Source organism: Solirubrobacter ginsenosidimutans (assembly GCF_027587205.1).
Genome location: NZ_JAPDOD010000002.1, coordinates 305,022 through 321,544, shown reverse-complemented (window position 1 = coordinate 321,544; position 16,523 = coordinate 305,022). Strand labels below are relative to the sequence as shown.

Below are 16,523 nucleotides of genomic sequence, written 5' to 3'. Positions count from 1 at the left end.
GCCCAGGGACCCACGGACCGAAGGTTGGTCCATGATCGCGGTGACCGTGCCCGCCCGCCGCCTGCGCGCCGCGATGGGCCACTTCGCGACCGGCGTGACCGTCGTGACCGCCGCCGGCAGCGACGGCCGCCGCCACGGGAGCACCGCCAACGCCGTCGCGTCCGTCTCGCTCGAGCCGCCGCTGCTGCTCGTCTGCCTGCGCGACGAGTCGCTGACGCTCGCGGCGCTGCAGGACTCAGGGCGCTTCGCCGTCAACGTCCTGCACCAGCGCCAGCGCGAGCTGGCGCAGCGCTTCGCCCGCCGGGGCGCCACCTGGGAGGACGTCGCGCACCGCGACGGGCTGCTCGACGGCGCGCTCGCGACGCTCGAATGCGAACTGCACGACATCGCCGACGGCGGTGACCACCGGATCGTCGTCGGCCGCGTGCTGACCGTCGAGCACCCGGACGAGCCGTCCGCCCCGCTGCTCTTCTACCGCGGCGCCTACACCGGATTGGAGGACCGATGATCGCCGCCGTCGTGGGCAGCGTCACGCCCCCCGGCCGGCTGCGGCGCGCGGTCGCCGAAGCGCTGGATCGCGCCGCCGCGCCCTCCACGCTGATCGACCTCGCCGAGCATCCCCTGCCCTTCGCGGGCACGGTCAAGCCGGACGCTCCGGCGCTGACCACCATCGCGGAAGCGGACGCCGTCCTGCTCGCCACCCCGGTCTATCGCGGCACGTACACCGGCGCGCTGAAGAACCTGCTCGACCTGCTGCCCGTCGAGGCGCTGCAGGGCAAGGCGGTCGCGATCGTCGCGATGGGCGCGACCGACCACCACTCGCTCGGCGCCGACTGGCACCTGCGCGACGTGCTCGCGTGGTTCGGCGCCGTCGCCGCGCCGACCGGCGTCTACCTCACCTCGCGCGACTTCGAGGACGGCGCGCCCACGGAGCGCGCCGAGCGCGTGCTCGACGAACTGCTCGCCGGCCTGGTCGCCCTGGCCGACGCCCTTCCCACCCACCTCGGCCCGCCCCCGCTGGCGGCCAGACCACGCACTGGAGCCTGAACCATGCCCGTAGAGCTCATCGGCCTGATCGCCACCCAGGACGCTTCCGAGACCCGCCGTTCCGACGGCCCGCTGATCGACCGCGAGTACGTGCGCGAGTTCGCTCTCGCGCACGAGCACTCGGACTTCGACCGCGTCCTGATCGGCTACTCGTCGGCGTCCCCGGACAACCTGCAGGTCGCCGCCTACGCCGCGGCCCACACGGAGCGGCTGGCCTATCTCGTCGCGCACCGCCCGGGCGTGACGTTCCCCACCGTCGCCGCGCGCGCCTTCGCCACGCTCGACCAGTTCGCCGAAGGTCGCATCGCCCTGCACACGATCACCGGCGGGTTCGACGCCGAGCAGCGCCGCGACGGCGACTACCTGGCCAAGGCCGACCGCTACGCCCGCACCCGCGAGTACCTGCAGATCCTCAAGCGCGCGTGGACCGAGGAGGAGCCGTTCTCGCACGAGGGCCGCTTCTACCGCTTCGAGGACTACGTCAGCCACGTCAAGCCGTTCCAGGAGCCGCGGATCCCGATCTACTTCGGCGGCTCCTCGGATGACGCGTACGCGGTCGGCGCCGCGGAGGCGGACGTCTACGCGCTGTTCGCGCAGCCGCTCGCTCAGATCGAGGAGGAGATCGCTCGGATCAAGGCCGAGGCGGCGGCCGCCGGGCGCGAGGAGCCGCCGCGCATCAGCGTCTCCTTCCGGCCGATCCTCGGCGCGACCGAGGAGGAGGCGTGGGAGCGCGCGCACCGGATCCTGGACACCACGAAGGCCGCCGGCGGCGGGCCGATCAAGGGCTGGCGCGGGTTCGGCGACGGCCCGGCCACGGCCGGCTCGCAACGCCAGCTCGACGCCGCCGCGCGCGGGGAGCGCCACGATCGCGCGCTGTGGACGTCGCTCGCCGCGGCGACCGGCGCGCTGGGCAACTCGACCGCGCTCGTCGGCACCGCCGAGACCGTGGCCGAGGCGCTCTTGGACTACGTCGACCTCGGCGTGTCGACGCTGCTGATCCGCGGCTATGACCCGCTCGACGACGCCGTCGACTACGGCCGCGAGCTGATCCCGCGCGTGCGCGCCGGGGTCCTCGAGCGCGAAGGGCAGCTCGCGTGAGGCGGCTCCTGGCACTGGCGGCGGTCGCGCTGACCGTCGCGGCCTGCGGGTCGAGCGCGAGCGAGAACGCGAGCCAAGGCACCGCCAGTTCGACGGCCGAGGGCGGGACGCTGCGCTGGGCGATCAACGCCAACGCGTCCTGGGACCCGGTCACCTCGGCGGCGGGCAACGAGGTGCGCCACCTCGGCCTCGTCTACGCCGCGCTGATCCAGATCGACCAGCAGGGCCAGGCGACACCCGGCCTGGCGAGCGCCTGGAAGTTCGAGGACAAGGGACTGAAGCTGGTCCTCACGCTGCGGCCGGACGTCACGTTCAGCGACGGCGCCAAGCTCGACGCGACCGTCGTCAAGCGCAACCTCGAGCGGGCGAAGAACCAGCCCGGCTCGGTGCTCACGCAGCTGCTGGACTCGGTCAAGTCCGTCGACGTCGTCGACCCCTCGACCGTGCGGCTGAACCTCAGCTACCCCGACTACGGGCTGCCGCTCGTCCTCGGCGGCAAGGCCGGCATGCAGGTCAGCCCGAAGGCGCTCGACGGCGACATCAAGGAGCTGCCGCGCAAGCCGGTCGGCGCGGGCCCGTTCAAGCTGACGAACTTCGTCCCCGACGGCTCGTCGACGCTCGTCAAGAACCCCACGTACTGGGACGCCAAGGACATCCACCTCGACGGCGTCGAGCTGCGCTACCTCAACGATCCGCAGGCGATCCTGGCCGGGCTGCAGAGCGGAAGCATCGACATCGCGAGCTCGACCGGCAACCAGATCGCGGCGGCCAAGCGCGCCGGCCTGAACGTCTCGACGTTCCCCAGCCTGTCGGCGGCCTCGATCGAGATCAACGATGCGCTCAAGCCGTACACGGACCATCGCGTCGCCGAGGCGATCAACTACGCGCTGGACCGCGAGGCGCTGATCAAGACCCAGAACGGCGGGCTCGGGGAGCCGGCGTTCCAGCCCTTCCCGAAGGGCTACGTCGGCTACAGCGAGGAGGTCGCGAACCTCTACCCGCACGACGTCGCCAAGGCCAAGCAGCTGCTCGCCGAAGCCGGCTATCCGAACGGGCTCGACATCGACATCACGTACTTCGACGCGCTCGGCTACAAGGCGCTGACCGAGCAGATCCAGGCGCAGCTCGCGGCCGCCGGGATCCGCTCGAAGCTCAAGACGCTGCCGCTCGCGCAGGCCGCGGAGCGGGTCTACGTCAAGCACGACGTCGCGTTCAACCCCAACGGGATCGTCGGGCGTGAATCGCCGCTGCAGATGCTCAACGTGCAGTACGGCGCCGAGGGCCTGCTGAACCCCGGTCGCAAGGCGAGCCCGGAGCTGACGAAGGACCTCAAGGACGCCGCGCAGTACCCGCTCGACAGCGCCGAGTACCCGGCGGCGCTGCAGAAGGCGACGGCACGGGCGGCACGGGAGAGCGCGGTCGTGTTCCTGTTCACGCAGCCGACGGTCTTCCTCGCGACCAAGAAGGTCAGCGGATTGCGCCCCTACATCGTCGCGGCGCGGCTCGAGGGGGTGCGACTCGCGAAATGAGACGGCTGGGCCGCACGCTGGTGCTGGGAGCGGTGCCCGTGGCGCTGATCAGCACCCTGATCGTGTTCGCGATGACCTACCTCGCGACCGCCAACCCGGCGGCGCAGAAGCTGGGCGACAACGCCACACCGGCCGACATCGCCCGGCTCAACCATGAGTGGGGGCTCGACCGCGGCTTCCTGGAGCAGTACGGCTCGTGGCTGTCGGGCGCGGTGCACGGGAACTTCGGGGTGTCGTACTTCAGCGACGTGCCGGTCGCCGAGAGCATCGGCCAGCGGCTGCCCGTGGACCTCTCGATCACGATCGTGGCGATCGTCGTCGCGGTCGTGGTCGGGTTCACGTCGGGGATCGTCGCGGCGGTGCGCCGCGACGGGTGGGTCGACCGGGCGGTGACGGCGGTCGCTTCCGTCCTGGTGACGATCCCCGAGTTCTGGCTGGCGATCATGTCGATCGTCTTCTTCTCGGTCACCCTCGGCTGGCTGCCCTCGGGCGACTACATCCCGTTCACGCAGGACCCGGTCGCCTGGCTGCAACACATGGCGCTGCCCGGCGGGTCGCTGGGCCTGACCGTCGCCGCGAGCGTGGCGCGCCAGCTGCGCACCTCGCTCGTGGCGACCTTGGACGAGGACTTCGTGCTCGGCGCCCGCGTTCGCGGCCTCTCGCCGCGGCGGGTGCTCTTCGGCCACGCGCTGCGCAACGCCGCCGCGCCCGCGGTCGCCGTGCTCGGGCTCGCGGTGCCGACCCTGCTGGGCGGCGCCGTGATCGCCGAGTCGATCTTCGGGCTGGCGGGCCTGGGGCAGCTCGCGCTCAACGGGGCGACGAACCACGACATCCCGGTCATCCAGGGCGTACTGGTGGTGACGATCGCGATCGTTCTCGTCTCCAACCTCGCGGTCGACGGCCTGCTCGGGTGGCTGCGACCCGCGACGCGGAGGGCGTGATGCGCGACTGGTACTCGCGGGTGGCGCTGGCCGTGCTCGGCGTCGTGCTGCTCGTCGCCGTGTTCGGCGCGCGGCTGGCGCCCCACGACCCGCTCGGGATGAACGCCGACGGCACGTTCGCCCGCGCCGGCTCCGCCGGGCACGTGCTCGGTACGGACTACAACGGCCGTGACGTCCTCTCCCGGCTCCTCGCCGGTGCCGGGCCGTCGGTCCTGAGCGCGCTGGCGATGGTCGGCGTCGGGCTCGCGCTCGGCGCGGTGCCGGGCGTGCTCTCGGCGTTCTCGGGCCGCGGCACGGAGTTCGCGCTCCAGCGCTTCACGGACTCGCTGATGAGCCTGCCGCCGATCGTGTTCGCGATCGCCGTCGCCGGGCTGTTCACGGACGGGCTGACGGCGGCGATCGTCGCCATCGGCGTCCTGCTCGCCCCGCGCTTCTTCCGCGTCTCGCGCGCGGAGACGCTGGGATTCGCGCAGACGCAGTACGTCGAGGCCGCGCGGCTGTTCGGGGCATCGCGCTGGTGGATCATCCGCCACCACATCTGGCGCAAGGTCCTGCCGACGATCGCCGTGACCGTCGCGACGTCGGCCGGCTTCGCCGTCCTGGCCGCGGCGAGCCTCGGGTTCCTCGGCCTCGGCGTGCAGGCGCCCGATCCGACGTGGGGCGGCATGCTCGCCTCCAACGTCGAGTACCTCGCCGAGGACACGCTCGCGCCGCTCTGGCCGGGCCTGTTCATCGGCCTGACCGTCTGGTCGTTGAACGCGCTGGCCGACGGCCTGCGCGACCGCCTGCAGGTTCGCTCGGGGGTGGAAGATGCTGCTTGACGTAGGGGGCCTGCGGGTCACGGCCGGCGGGCGTGAAGTGGTGCACGGCGCGTCGTTGACCGTCGCGCGCGGCGAGGCGCTTGGGCTGGTCGGCGAGTCCGGCAGCGGCAAGACGCTCACGTGCCGCGCGATCCTGGGTGTGCTGCCAGGAGCGTGCGCGGTCGCGTCCGGGTCGATCGACTTCGACGGCGTCGACCTGACGACGCTGGACGCCCGCGGGTGGCGCGAGCTGCGTTCGACGCGGGTCGGTGCCGTCTTCCAGGACCCGGCGTCGTACCTGAACCCGTCACTGCCGGTGGGGCGCCAACTGGGCGAGGTACTGCGGGTCAAGGGCGGGCTGTCGCGCCGCGAGGCGCGTGCGCGGGTGCTCGAGCTGTTCGCCGCGGTCGGACTGCGCCGGCCGGAGGTCGTGCGCCGGCAGATCCCGTCGCAGCTCTCGGGCGGGATGCAGCAGCGGGTGATGATCGCGATCGCGATCGCCTGCGACCCGGACCTGCTGATCGCCGACGAGCCGACCTCCGCGCTGGACGTCAAGACGCAGGCGGAGATCGTCGCGCTGCTGCGCTCCTTGCGGGCACGCTTCGGGCTCTCGCTGCTGTTCGTGTCACACGATCTCGCGGTCGTGAGCGAGCTGTGCGATCGGATCGCGGTCTTCCGTCACGGCGAGATCGTCGAGACGGCGCCGACGGCGGAGCTGCTCTCGGCGCCGCAACATGCCTATACGCGCTCGCTGCTCGCGGCCGGCGCTCCTGGAGGGCTCGTGCATGCCGTCGCCTAGCTCCGCGCTGCTCGAGATCCGCGGTCTGCGCGTGCGCTTCGGCGCCCAGGACGTCCTGCGCGGCGTCGACCTGGACGTCGCACCCGGCGAGATCGTCGGCGTGATCGGTGAGACCGGGTCCGGCAAGACGACCCTCGCGCGCAGCGTGGTCGGGCTCGTGAAGCCCTCGGCGGGAGCGATCCGCTACGAGGCGACCGACCTGGTGGCGCTCGGCGACGGGCGCCGCCGCCGGGCGTTCCGCCGCTCGGGAGCGATCCAGCTGGTCTTCCAGGATCCGCTGCGCTCGCTCGATCCGGGCGTCCGGATCTCGCAGACCGTGACCGAAGGACTCGCCGTGCGCGGGCGGCTGAGCGCGCGTGAGCGGCGGATGGAGGCGGAGCGGGCGCTCGCGCTCGTCGGCCTCGGCCCCGAACTGCTCGAGCGGATCCCCGGGGACATCTCAGGCGGGCAGCGCCAGCGGGTCGCCGTGGCGCGCGCGCTGGTCACGCGGCCGCGGCTGATCCTGCTCGACGAGCCGGTGAGTGCGCTGGACGCGAGCAACCGCGGCGCGCTGCTGCGCACGCTCGGCGAGCTGCGCGACGAGCTCGGCGCGGCGCTCGTGATCATCTCCCACGACCTCGCGAGCATGGCGGGCGTCGTGGACCGCGTCGTCGTGCTGTACGAGGGCGCGGTGGTCGAGCACGGGCCGATCGAGCGGGTCTTCGCGGCGCCGGAGCACGAGTACACGCGGCTGCTCCTCGCCGCCGCGCCGGCCGCGGCTCTGGCGGCGGTGGCATGAGCGAGCGCCTCTTGCGGGCGGTCGACGCCCTGTCGTCGGGGCGGCCGATCGTCCTGGGCGGTCAGGAGAGCATCTTGGTCGCGGCGGCGCAGCTCGCGTCGCCCGCCTGGATCGCCCACGTCGTCCGCCATACGTCGGGCATCCTCCGCTTCGCCGCCGACGCGGCGCTGCTCGACCGGCTCGAGCTGGCCGACGGCCTCGGCGTGGACGCCGCCACGCGGGCCGGTTCCGGAGTGTCCGCGACCGACCGGGCATGGACGCTGCGCGTGCTGGCCGATCGGGCCTCGCGCCCTTCGGACCTCGTGCGCCCCGGCCACGTGTTCCCGGTGCGCGCGACGGCCGCGACCGGCGTGCGGCTCACGCGGCTGGCGGGTCTGCGCCCGGCGGCGGCGGTCGCGGAACTGCTCGACGACGACGGGGCGCCGGCGGGCACGGTCGAGGCCTGCCGCTTCGCCGATCGCCACGACCTCGAGTTCCTCACCGCCGACGATCTTCGGGGTGCGGTCCTGCGGCTGGCCGACGCCCGTCTCCCGACGCGCCACGGCGACTTCCGGGCGGCGGCCTTCGCGACGCCTGAGCACCCTGACCGGCATCAGCTCGCGCTGGTCCACGGCGATCCCGCGGCCGCCGTCGAGCCGCTGGTGCGCGTGCACGCGGCGTGCCCGGCGGGTGAGCGCTTCGGCTCGCTGGTCTGCGACTGCGCCGTCCGGCTGGGCGAGGCGATGCGGGAGATCGCCGCGGCCCGGGCCGGCGTCCTGGTCTATCTGCGCGGTGCCGAGGACGAACTCGTGACCGGGCTGGACCGCTGCGCGCGGCGCGAACCCGACGAGTCGCTGGCCGCCGCGATCCTCGATGCGCTCGGCGTGGGGCGGACGGTGCGGTCCGGTCCCTGACCTGAGGGGCGCACGATGCTCACACGTGTCACCAGCAATTAACACGGTCTTCTCACTTTTGTCCGTTGGACCGTAATAAGTGGTCATGATTCGCGCCGTTAGATTGGATCTTTTGCATGGAATTGCTTAGTCTTTCGCCCGTAGTGATGCGAGTGGGGGTATCGGATTGCCGCTCGCAGTCCTCGGGAGGAGGTCGCTTTTGTTCTCATCAGCACACCGGCTGGCCCCGGTCGTCCCCGTCGCCCTTGCGCTGCTCGCGCCAGTAGCAGCCCAGGCGAGGTCAGTCGACTCGGTGGCAGCCGCGGCAACGAAGACGCCGCCGACGAAGCTCAACTCGATCAGCGCGCCGCCCACCACGGCGGCGCCGGGCGCGAGCTTCACACTCTCCGGCCGGGTCACCAACTCGACCAGTAAGAAGCGAAGCGCGACGATCAAGGTCACGCTGCAGCGCACGAAGAGCGGGGCCGCCACGACGGTGGGCAGCGCGAAGGTCAGCGTCAAGTCACGCAAGACGCTCAGTTACAAGGTCAAGGTCAAGCTTCCGACGAAGCTGGCGGAGGCCGCGTACTACGTCCGCGGTTGCGCGACGTTCAGCGGCGAAAAGGCTGCGTGCCTCTATTCCGCTCGCCGCGTGACCGTCAAGAAGTCGCTCACGAGCCCGGCGGGGAGCCCGACTGCGACGCCGGTGCCGACGCCATCGACGCCGGCCTCGAGCGTGATCCCGACGCCGACGCCGACCCCGTCCGCGACGGCAACGCCGACGCCCACGCCGACGCCTGAGACGAAGGCGTTCAAGGTGCTCGTCTTCACGAACACCGACGACGCGATCACCCGCGCGGGCATCAGCGCGATCAAGGCGGTCGCGGACGCCAGCAGCGGCGACAACCAGTTCACGGTCGACGCGCCGGCTGACGCCAAGCCGATGTTCACCGACGCCACGCTCGACAACTACCGCGCCGTGATCTTCCTCGACACGGGCGCGAGCAGCGGGCTCTCCGACGCCCAACGCGCCGCGTTCGAGCGCTACTACCAGCGCGGCGGCGGCTTCTTCGGCATCGGCTCGGCGATCGAGACCGACCCGAGCTGGCAGTTCCTGACCGACGTCCTCGGCACCCGTTCCACGACGACCGCGGGCGGCTCGCAGGCGGCGACGGTCGTCGTCGCCGACAAGGTCCACGAGGCCTCCAAGTCACTGCCGGAGTACTGGAACCACCAGGACGTCTATTACAACTACTCGAGCAACGTGCGCGGCTTCTCGCACGTGCTCGCGACCGTGGTCGAGGATCCGTTCGAGGCGCAGCCGCAGGGCCCGGCGCTGAACGGCATCTCCGGCGGCACGATGGGCTCCGATCACCCCGTCCTGTGGTGCAAGGACTTCAAGAACGGGCGCTCGTTCTACAGCGGTGTCGGGTCCACCTCCACGAGCTTCCGCGGCGGCAGCTTCGCCTCGCTGCTCAAGGGCGCGATCGATTGGACCGCGGGCGTCGCCGACCCCATCACCAGCGACTGCGGCGCGACCGTCCTGGCCAACTACGTCCAGACCCCGGTCACCCGCAACCCGAACCTCGAGGAGCCGGTCAGCTTCACGCAGCTCCCCGACGGGCGCATCCTGCAGACCTCACGGCGCGGCACGCTGCGCCTGCATGACCCGAAGACCGGCATCACGTCGACCATCGCGACCATCCCGGTCTACACCAACAGCGAGGACGGCCTCTACGGGCCGGGCATCGACAACAACTTCTCCACCGACCACTGGGTCTACGTCTACTACGCCCCGCCGACCGTCGACAACATCAAGTTCGCCGACGGCACGACGGGCCACACCGTGACGACCGACCCGATCGGCTCCGCTCCCGCCGCGGCCGCGAGCCTCAGCGCGTGGGATCAGTGGATCGGCTACTTCCAGCTCTCCCGCTTCAAGTTCGTCGACGACGGCAACGGCGCCGCGCACCTGGACATGGGCTCCGAGCAGCAGATCCTGCGCGTCAACAACAACCGTGGCGCGTGCTGCCACGTCGCGGGCGACATGGCCTTCGACAAGCACAACAACCTCTGGTTCGTCACGGGTGACGACAGCGCCGCCGGCAGCGGCGACGCCGGCTCCTGGGGCCAGAGCATCGACCAGAAGTACGACGACACGCAGACCGTGCGCCTCAACGGCGCCACGGGCGGCACGTTCACGCTGACGCTCAGCCAGGGCGCCGGGCCGCAGACGACCGCTCCGCTCGCCTCCAACGCGAGCGCGGCCGCGATTCAGACGGCGCTCGAGGCGCTGCCCAACGTCGGCGCCGGCAACGTGCAGGTGACCGGTACCGGCACCGTCGACACCGCGGCGCAGACCGTGCTCTTCAAGGGCATCTACGAAGAGAAGGACGTCGCGCAGCTGACGGCCAACACGGGCACGCTGACCGGCACCACGCCGGCGGCGGCGATCGTCACCACGCGTGAGGGCGGCTGGTTCCGCGCTCCGCACACCGACTCGGCCCGCTCCGCGCTGAACACCAACGACCTGCGCGGCAAGGTCAACCGGATCCACATCAAGGAGGGCGACATCGCCCCGGCCGACTTCAACAAGGTCGACCTCACGGGCAACGGCAACGGCGCGTACACGATCCCGAAGGGCAACCTGTTCCCGCTCGTCGGGGGCGCGCCGCAGGCCAAGACGCGGCCGGAGATCTACGCGATGGGCTTCCGCAACCCGTTCCGGATCACCGTCGACGAGAACGACGTCGCGTACGTCAGCGACTACTCGCCCGACTCGCAGACGCCGCAGCAGTACCACGGCCCGGCAGGCACGGGTCGCTACGAGATCGTGCGTCACCCCGCCAACTACGGCTGGCCGTACTGCTTCAAGCCCGACCTGCCGGAGTACCCCTGGAACGTGAACCTCCAGGTCCCGATGAACGCGCTCACCCACCAGCCGGTGCCGGCGGGCCAGACCCCGCAGCCGTACTCGTGCGGTGGCGCGACGGTTCCGAACAACGACTACTGGAACACCAACGGCGGCCCGGGCATCGAGCCCGGCCTGACCCAGACGCCCGCCCTCACGGCCCCGGACGTCTGGTACTCCTACCGCGACAACACCACCTCGGCCCCGCTCGGCACGCCGTGCTTCACCGAGTACGGCCCGGACGCCAACACGGCGCCGATCGCCAAGGGCTCGACCACCCCGTGCCCGCGCCTGTTCCCGGATCTCTACACGGGCGGCGTGGCTCCGCACGGCATCGCGAAGTACAAGTACGACCCGCTGAACCCGAACACGACGAAGTTCCCGCCGTACTACGACGACAAGATCGTGCTCGGCGAGTTCGGCCAGAACACCCTGCGCGAGCTGATCCTGGACTCCCAGAACCACGTCCAGAAGATCAACCAGTTCATGAACTGCACCGCGCAGACGGCGGCGACGCTCGGCTCGCCGACGACGCCGTTCGAATGCACCAACCCCATGGACATGTTCTGGGGCTCCGACGGCGACTTCTACCTGATGACCTACGGCAACGGGTTCTTCAACATCAACCCCGGTGCCGCGATCTTCAAGTGGTCCTACCAGAAGGGCCAGCGCCCGCCGGTCGCCGTGGTCAAGGCCGACAAGACCGACGGCGCGCTGCCGCTGACGGTGAAGTTCTCGAGCGTCGGGTCCAACACGCCCGAGCCGAGCGAGTCGATCAGCTACAGCTGGGACTTCGGCGACGGCACCCCGCTGTCGACCGACCCGAACCCGACCCACGTGTACGAGAAGGCCGGCGTCTTCACCGCCGTCCTCACGGTGACGGCCTCGTCGGGCAAGACCGCCGCGGCGAGCCTGAAGATCACCGCCGGCAACACCTCGCCGACGGTGACGGTCAACACGCCGGTCGAGGGTGGCCTGTTCAGCTTCGGCCAGAACGTCGGGTACACCGTCACGGTGACGGACCCCGAGGACGGCGCGATCGACTGCTCGAGGGTCGCCGTGACCTTCGTGCTCGGCCACGACAACCACGGTCACGCCGAAGAGGGCGCGACCGGCTGCACCGGCGTCCTGCACACCCTCCCCGGCGACGTCAGCCATGGCGGCAACGTGTGGGGCATCGTCAGCGCGACCTACGCCGACAAGGGCGGCGTCGGCGGCACCCCGTCGCTCTCGACGACCGCGCAGCACAACATCCGCCAGAAGCATCAGGAGGTGGAGTTCGCCGTCAACCAGTCCGGGACGAACACGGGCAACAACAACGACGGCGGTCCGAGCGCGCCGGGTACCACCGGCGTGCACCGCGGCAGCCTCGCGGCGGGTGACTGGATCCAGCTCAACGGCCCGTTGAACCTGGACACCATCAACTCGATCACCTACCGCGTCGCGGACGCGGCGGACGGTCGCACCGCGGGCTCCCCGCTCGCGGCGGTCGAGATCCGCGAGGACAACCCGACCACCGGCCCGATCGTGCAGACGAACAACCTCGTCTCCACGGGCGCCGCGGCGACCTGGACCAGCCAGACGTTCCCGATCGCCCCGACGGGCGCCTTGGCGGGCACGCACGAGTACTTCCTCGTGTTCCGCACCGTCACCAACGGCGCGACGGGCGGCAACCTGTTCAACCTCAACTGGGTCGAGTTCACCGGCCCGGGCGTCGGCACGACGCCGTAGTTCGCTTGACGTAGGACCGACGGGGCGTCGCTCGCGAGAGCGGCGCCCCGCCGTCTGTTAACGGCCGCGCAGTCCGTCGAGCGCGATGTCCAGGATGTGGTCGACGTGGCCGGGCTGCGAGGACGGGATCCTGGCGATGCCGACGATCATGTCCATCACCTGATCCAGCGTGGCGTCGGCGCGCACGTCCCCCGATGCCTGAGCGCGTTCGAGGAGCGGTTGCGCGGCGGCGAAGAGCGCTTTCCGGCTGTCGGTGAAGACGGGGTCGCCGGCGTCGCCGTGGTCGAGCAACTCGGTGGCGATCGCCTGCTTGGTCGCGAAGTAGGTCGCGAACGCGCGCAGCCAGATGGTGAGCGCGTCCCAGGGCGTTCGGTCGCTCAGGTCCTCGGCGGAGCGCGCGAGCTCTCTCACATTGCCGAGGTACAGCGCCTCCAGCAGCGCCTGGCGGTTGGGGAAATTGCGATACAGCGTCGCCATCCCGACCCCGGAGCGCCGCGCGATCTCGGCCATCGAGACCGCGCTGCCGCCCTCCGCGAACGCGTCACGGGCAGTCTCGAGGATCGTGTCGCGGTTGCGGCGGGCGTCTGCGCGCCGCAAGCGGGTGTCAGCCTCTTCGCTCGTTCCGGACAGGGTCTCTCAGTTTAGGCCCTCTCAGTCCGCCGAACAGCGCCTGGATGGCGAGGTTCCAGCGGCGGTCCACCGACTGGCTCGATCTCGACGACCTCCGTGAGCGGGCGCGCGGGTGCCGGGGCCGCCGACGACTTCGGTGAGCATCTCGTGCGGCTCATCTTCACCAACGAGCCCGAGGACCGCCTGCGAGAGGCGGGCCGCCGGATCGCCGCGTTCGCGGACCGCCTCTGAGACGCGCGCCATATTCCTACGTACTGTCGGTGTCACTGTGCGTTCATAAATGTCCGCATGAGAGGCGAACTAACGTCGATTACACCCCGTTTGTAGGAGTTGCGCGAGCGATCGTCTGACAGCTGCAAGAAGACATCTGGCCACAGCTCGGACAGCCTGTGCCTCGATCCCTCGAAGGTGGAGAGTCCCGTGAAACGCATCGCGACCTTGTTGCTAGCTGTCGTTGTTGTCGCGGTCGTCGCGACGACGCGGTCGACAACCGTCACACACTCCTCGCAGCACAGCAGCGAGCCGCCAGTCTGGGATGGCGTTCCCGGAGCCGTCGACAGCGACGGCCCGCAGTCCTTGCTCGACCTCGAGGCCTCGACGGGCCAAAGCGTCACGCAGGATCAGGTCAAGCAGGCGACCGCGCAGGCCGCGGCTCTGCCCGAGGCCGCGAGCTCGCGCTGGCAGTTCGCCGGCCCGTCCAACGTCGGCGGGCGCGTGACCGACCTGGCGGTCGATCCGACGACGAGCCCGAGCACCGTCTACGCGTCCGTCGGCAGCGGCGGCGTGTTCAAGTCGGCCGACGGCGGCAACGTCTGGACGCCCGCCTGGCCGACCGGGAACAACCAGGCGGTCGGCGCGCTCGCCCGCGGGTCCGACGGCACGCTGTACGCCGGCACCGGCGAGGGCGCGAACCCGTCCGGTGGCGGGTCGACGTTCATGGGCGACGGCCTCTACAAGTCCACCGACGGCGGCGCGAGCTGGCAGCTCTCCGGGCTCCCGGACAGCGGGGCGTTCGGCCGCATCGTCGTCAACCCGGATGACCCGAAGGAGGTGTGGGCGGCGGCCACCGGCTCGCTGACCTGGGTCTCCGGCCAGCGCGGTCTCTACCACTCGACCGACGGCGGCCAGACGTGGCAGCTCGCACTCGCCCCGACCGGGGACCATGACGGCGCCGTCGACGTGGCGCTGCAGCCGGGCAACCCGCACGTGATCCTCGCGTCGATGTGGGATCACTACCGCAACAACGGCAGCTTCTACTACGGAGGCGTCGACTCGGGCCTGTACCGCTCCACCGATGACGGCAAGACCTGGACGCGCCTCGACAACTCCGACGTCCACGGTCCGGTCTGCAGCTGGGATGCCACGAAGTCGGGCCTCAACGCCGACGCCGACCTCGGCCATATCGGCATGGCCTTCGCGCCGAACGATCCCAACCGTGCCTACATCGTCTTCGCACAGGCCAACGGTCCCGACAAGGGGTTCTACGTGTCCAACGACGGCGGCGCGACCTGGACCTGCGGCGGTGGCGAGCCCGGCACCACGACCGGCGGTTACGAGTGGGTGTTCTCCCGCCTGTGGGTGGACCCGGCGGACGCGAACCACGTGTTCGCGGCCGACGTCGACATGCGCGAGACCGCCGACGGCGGCAACACGTGGGTCAACAACACCGCGTGGAGCTCGGCGGTCGTGCAGCCCAAGACGTTCGCGCTCGACACGCTGCACGCCGACCAGCACGCGATGGCGTGGGACCCGAGCGTGCCCAAGCACGTCTTCGTGGGCAACGACGGCGGTGTCTACGCGTCGACGACCAACGGCGATCAGCCCAACGGCCAGCTTCCGACCTCGAGCCTGGCGACCAAGCGCAACTGGCTGCACGGGTCCGTCGAGCCATGGACGCAGCCCTACCACGTCGCGGTGTCCCAGCAGGACGCGCAGCGGCTCGCGATCGGCCTGCAGGACAACGGCTCCAGCCGCACGTGGACGCCGGGCGTCGAGCCCACCGACCTCTCCGCTTGGAACCAGTACGGCGGCGGCGACGGCTTCGAGGTCCAGATCGACCCGACCAACCAGCTGCGCTACTACGAGTGCCTGCAGCCCACGCCGCCGCGGATCAGCTGCGCCCGGCGGGTGGACGCGGCGGCCACCGGCTCCACGTCCAGCACGTCGTCGAACTTCTCGACCCCGTCGTGGCCGCTGGACACCCGCGTCTCCGTCGCGATGCCGATGGTCCTCGACCCGGCCGACCCGGGCGTCGTCTACGTCGGCGGCACGTCGATCGCCCGCTCGGGCCAGGGCGTCGTGAACGCGTGGACGATCATCAGCCCGGCCACTCCCGATGACCCGGCCAGCCTGCCGGGCGTCGTCCCCCAGAACGAGATCAATCGCGACACCTACTACGCGAACGAGTACGGCGCGGTGACGCAGATCGCCCCGGCCAAGACGACCGGCACGGCGACGACCCCGGCGAGCACGATCTACGCAGGCACCGACACCGGCCTCGTCTGGAAAACGACGAACGCCACCTCCGCCAATCCGCAGTGGACGCGCCTCGGCGCCGGCGTCCTGCCGGGGACCTGGGTGACCTCGATCACCGTCGACCCGACCAACGCCGCCCACGTCTACGCCAGCTTCTCGAGCTACAAGGAGGGCGACCGGGCGGCGAACGTCTGGGAGAGCACCGACGGCGGCGCCACGTGGCACAACATCAGCTCAGACCTGCCCAACGCGCCGGTCTGGCACGTGCTCTACGACCAGCCCACCGGGGTCCTCTACGTCGGCGAGAACGTGGGCGTGTTCGAAAGCAGCGACGACGGCGCCCACTGGTACAAGCTCAGCGAGGGGATGCCGAACGCGCCGATCCTCGACCTGTCCTTCAGCGGCGACCACTCGACGCTGTTCGTCGCCAACTACGGGCGCGGTGTCTACGCGCTCCCGCTCTCCACGTCCGTCACGGGCGGAGGAGCGGGCGGGTCCGTGCCCGCGACGCTCGCTTTGAGCCTCGGCACGCCGGGGAGCTTCGGCGCCTTCACGCCGGGCGTGGCGAAGAGCTACGACACGTCGGTCACCGCCGACGTGGTGAGCACCGCCGGCGACGCCGCGCTCTCGGTGAGCGACACCGGCCCCGCCGCGGGACACCTGGTCAACGGCTCCTTCACGCTCGAGCAGCCGGTCCAAGTGCAGGCCAGCTCGCCCGCCGCCGGTCCGGGCGGAGCGTTCGGCCCGGTCTCCGCGGACCCCCTGAGCCTGCTGACCTGGAGCGTCCCGGTTAGCCACGACCCGGTGACGATCGGGCTGCGCCAGCCGATCGGCGCGAACGAGCCGCTGCGCACCGGCAGCTACAGCAAGACGCTGACGTTCACCCTGTCCACGACGACCCCCTAGCGCGAC

13 protein-coding genes are annotated in these 16,523 nt (G+C 71.0%); 12 read left to right on the top strand and 1 reads right to left on the bottom strand.

The window, feature by feature from the left end; genetic code table 11:
- The first annotated feature begins 31 nt into the window (after window positions 1–31).
- From OM076_RS03995 to OM076_RS03950, 10 genes are all read left to right on the top strand, one after another.
- The gene (locus OM076_RS03995) at window positions 32–508 is read left to right on the top strand and encodes a flavin reductase family protein (RefSeq protein WP_270038119.1); all 477 of its coding nucleotides are present in this window, start codon (window positions 32–34) and stop codon (window positions 506–508) included.
- Window positions 505–1,047 carry an NADPH-dependent FMN reductase gene (locus OM076_RS03990; protein ID WP_270038118.1) on the top strand — a complete coding sequence of 181 codons (543 nt, stop codon included), beginning with the start codon at window positions 505–507 and terminating at the stop codon, window positions 1,045–1,047. Before OM076_RS03995 ends, OM076_RS03990 begins: the two co-directional genes overlap by 4 nt.
- A gap of 3 nt (window positions 1,048–1,050) precedes the next feature.
- Complete coding sequence (locus OM076_RS03985) at window positions 1,051–2,145, top strand: LLM class flavin-dependent oxidoreductase (protein WP_270038116.1); 1,095 nt, start codon at window positions 1,051–1,053, stop codon at window positions 2,143–2,145.
- The gene (locus tag OM076_RS03980) at window positions 2,142–3,674 is read left to right on the top strand and encodes an ABC transporter substrate-binding protein (RefSeq protein WP_270038114.1); all 1,533 of its coding nucleotides are present in this window, start codon (window positions 2,142–2,144) and stop codon (window positions 3,672–3,674) included. The genes OM076_RS03985 and OM076_RS03980 overlap by 4 nt, the downstream gene beginning before the upstream one ends.
- A complete protein-coding gene (locus OM076_RS03975; protein WP_270038112.1) occupies window positions 3,671–4,615 on the top strand; it encodes an ABC transporter permease in 945 nt (314 codons plus the stop codon). Before OM076_RS03980 ends, OM076_RS03975 begins: the two co-directional genes overlap by 4 nt.
- Window positions 4,585–5,436, top strand: a complete 852-nt coding sequence (locus tag OM076_RS03970; protein ID WP_270038111.1) for an ABC transporter permease — start codon at window positions 4,585–4,587, stop codon at window positions 5,434–5,436. Before OM076_RS03975 ends, OM076_RS03970 begins: the two co-directional genes overlap by 31 nt.
- Complete coding sequence (locus OM076_RS03965; RefSeq protein ID WP_270038109.1) at window positions 5,426–6,214, top strand: ABC transporter ATP-binding protein; 789 nt, start codon at window positions 5,426–5,428, stop codon at window positions 6,212–6,214. Before OM076_RS03970 ends, OM076_RS03965 begins: the two co-directional genes overlap by 11 nt.
- The gene (locus tag OM076_RS03960; RefSeq protein ID WP_270038107.1) at window positions 6,201–6,992 is read left to right on the top strand and encodes an ABC transporter ATP-binding protein; all 792 of its coding nucleotides are present in this window, start codon (window positions 6,201–6,203) and stop codon (window positions 6,990–6,992) included. Before OM076_RS03965 ends, OM076_RS03960 begins: the two co-directional genes overlap by 14 nt.
- Window positions 6,989–7,885 (top strand): 3,4-dihydroxy-2-butanone-4-phosphate synthase, encoded by an 897-nt coding sequence (locus OM076_RS03955; protein WP_270038106.1) that lies wholly within the window; start codon window positions 6,989–6,991, stop codon window positions 7,883–7,885. The genes OM076_RS03960 and OM076_RS03955 overlap by 4 nt, the downstream gene beginning before the upstream one ends.
- Window positions 7,886–8,177: 292 nt before the next feature.
- The gene (locus tag OM076_RS03950; protein ID WP_270038105.1) at window positions 8,178–12,506 is read left to right on the top strand and encodes a ThuA domain-containing protein; all 4,329 of its coding nucleotides are present in this window, start codon (window positions 8,178–8,180) and stop codon (window positions 12,504–12,506) included.
- A 57-nt stretch (window positions 12,507–12,563) separates the two neighbouring features.
- Here the strand turns inward: OM076_RS03950 and OM076_RS03945 are convergent, their stop codons facing one another.
- Window positions 12,564–13,103, bottom strand: a complete 540-nt coding sequence (locus tag OM076_RS03945; RefSeq protein ID WP_270038104.1) for a TetR/AcrR family transcriptional regulator — start codon at window positions 13,101–13,103, stop codon at window positions 12,564–12,566.
- 129 nt (window positions 13,104–13,232) lie between these two features.
- Here OM076_RS03945 and OM076_RS03940 point away from each other — a divergent pair, with 129 nt between their 5' ends.
- Together OM076_RS03940 and OM076_RS03935 are read left to right on the top strand one after the other, a co-directional pair.
- On the top strand, window positions 13,233–13,367 hold the full coding sequence (locus OM076_RS03940; RefSeq protein WP_270038103.1) for a hypothetical protein: 135 nt from the start codon (window positions 13,233–13,235) through the stop codon (window positions 13,365–13,367).
- A gap of 345 nt (window positions 13,368–13,712) precedes the next feature.
- Window positions 13,713–16,517: a WD40/YVTN/BNR-like repeat-containing protein gene (locus OM076_RS03935; RefSeq protein ID WP_270038101.1), complete on the top strand. Its 2,805-nt coding sequence runs from the start codon at window positions 13,713–13,715 to the stop codon at window positions 16,515–16,517.
- Window positions 16,518–16,523: the final 6 nt, after the last annotated feature.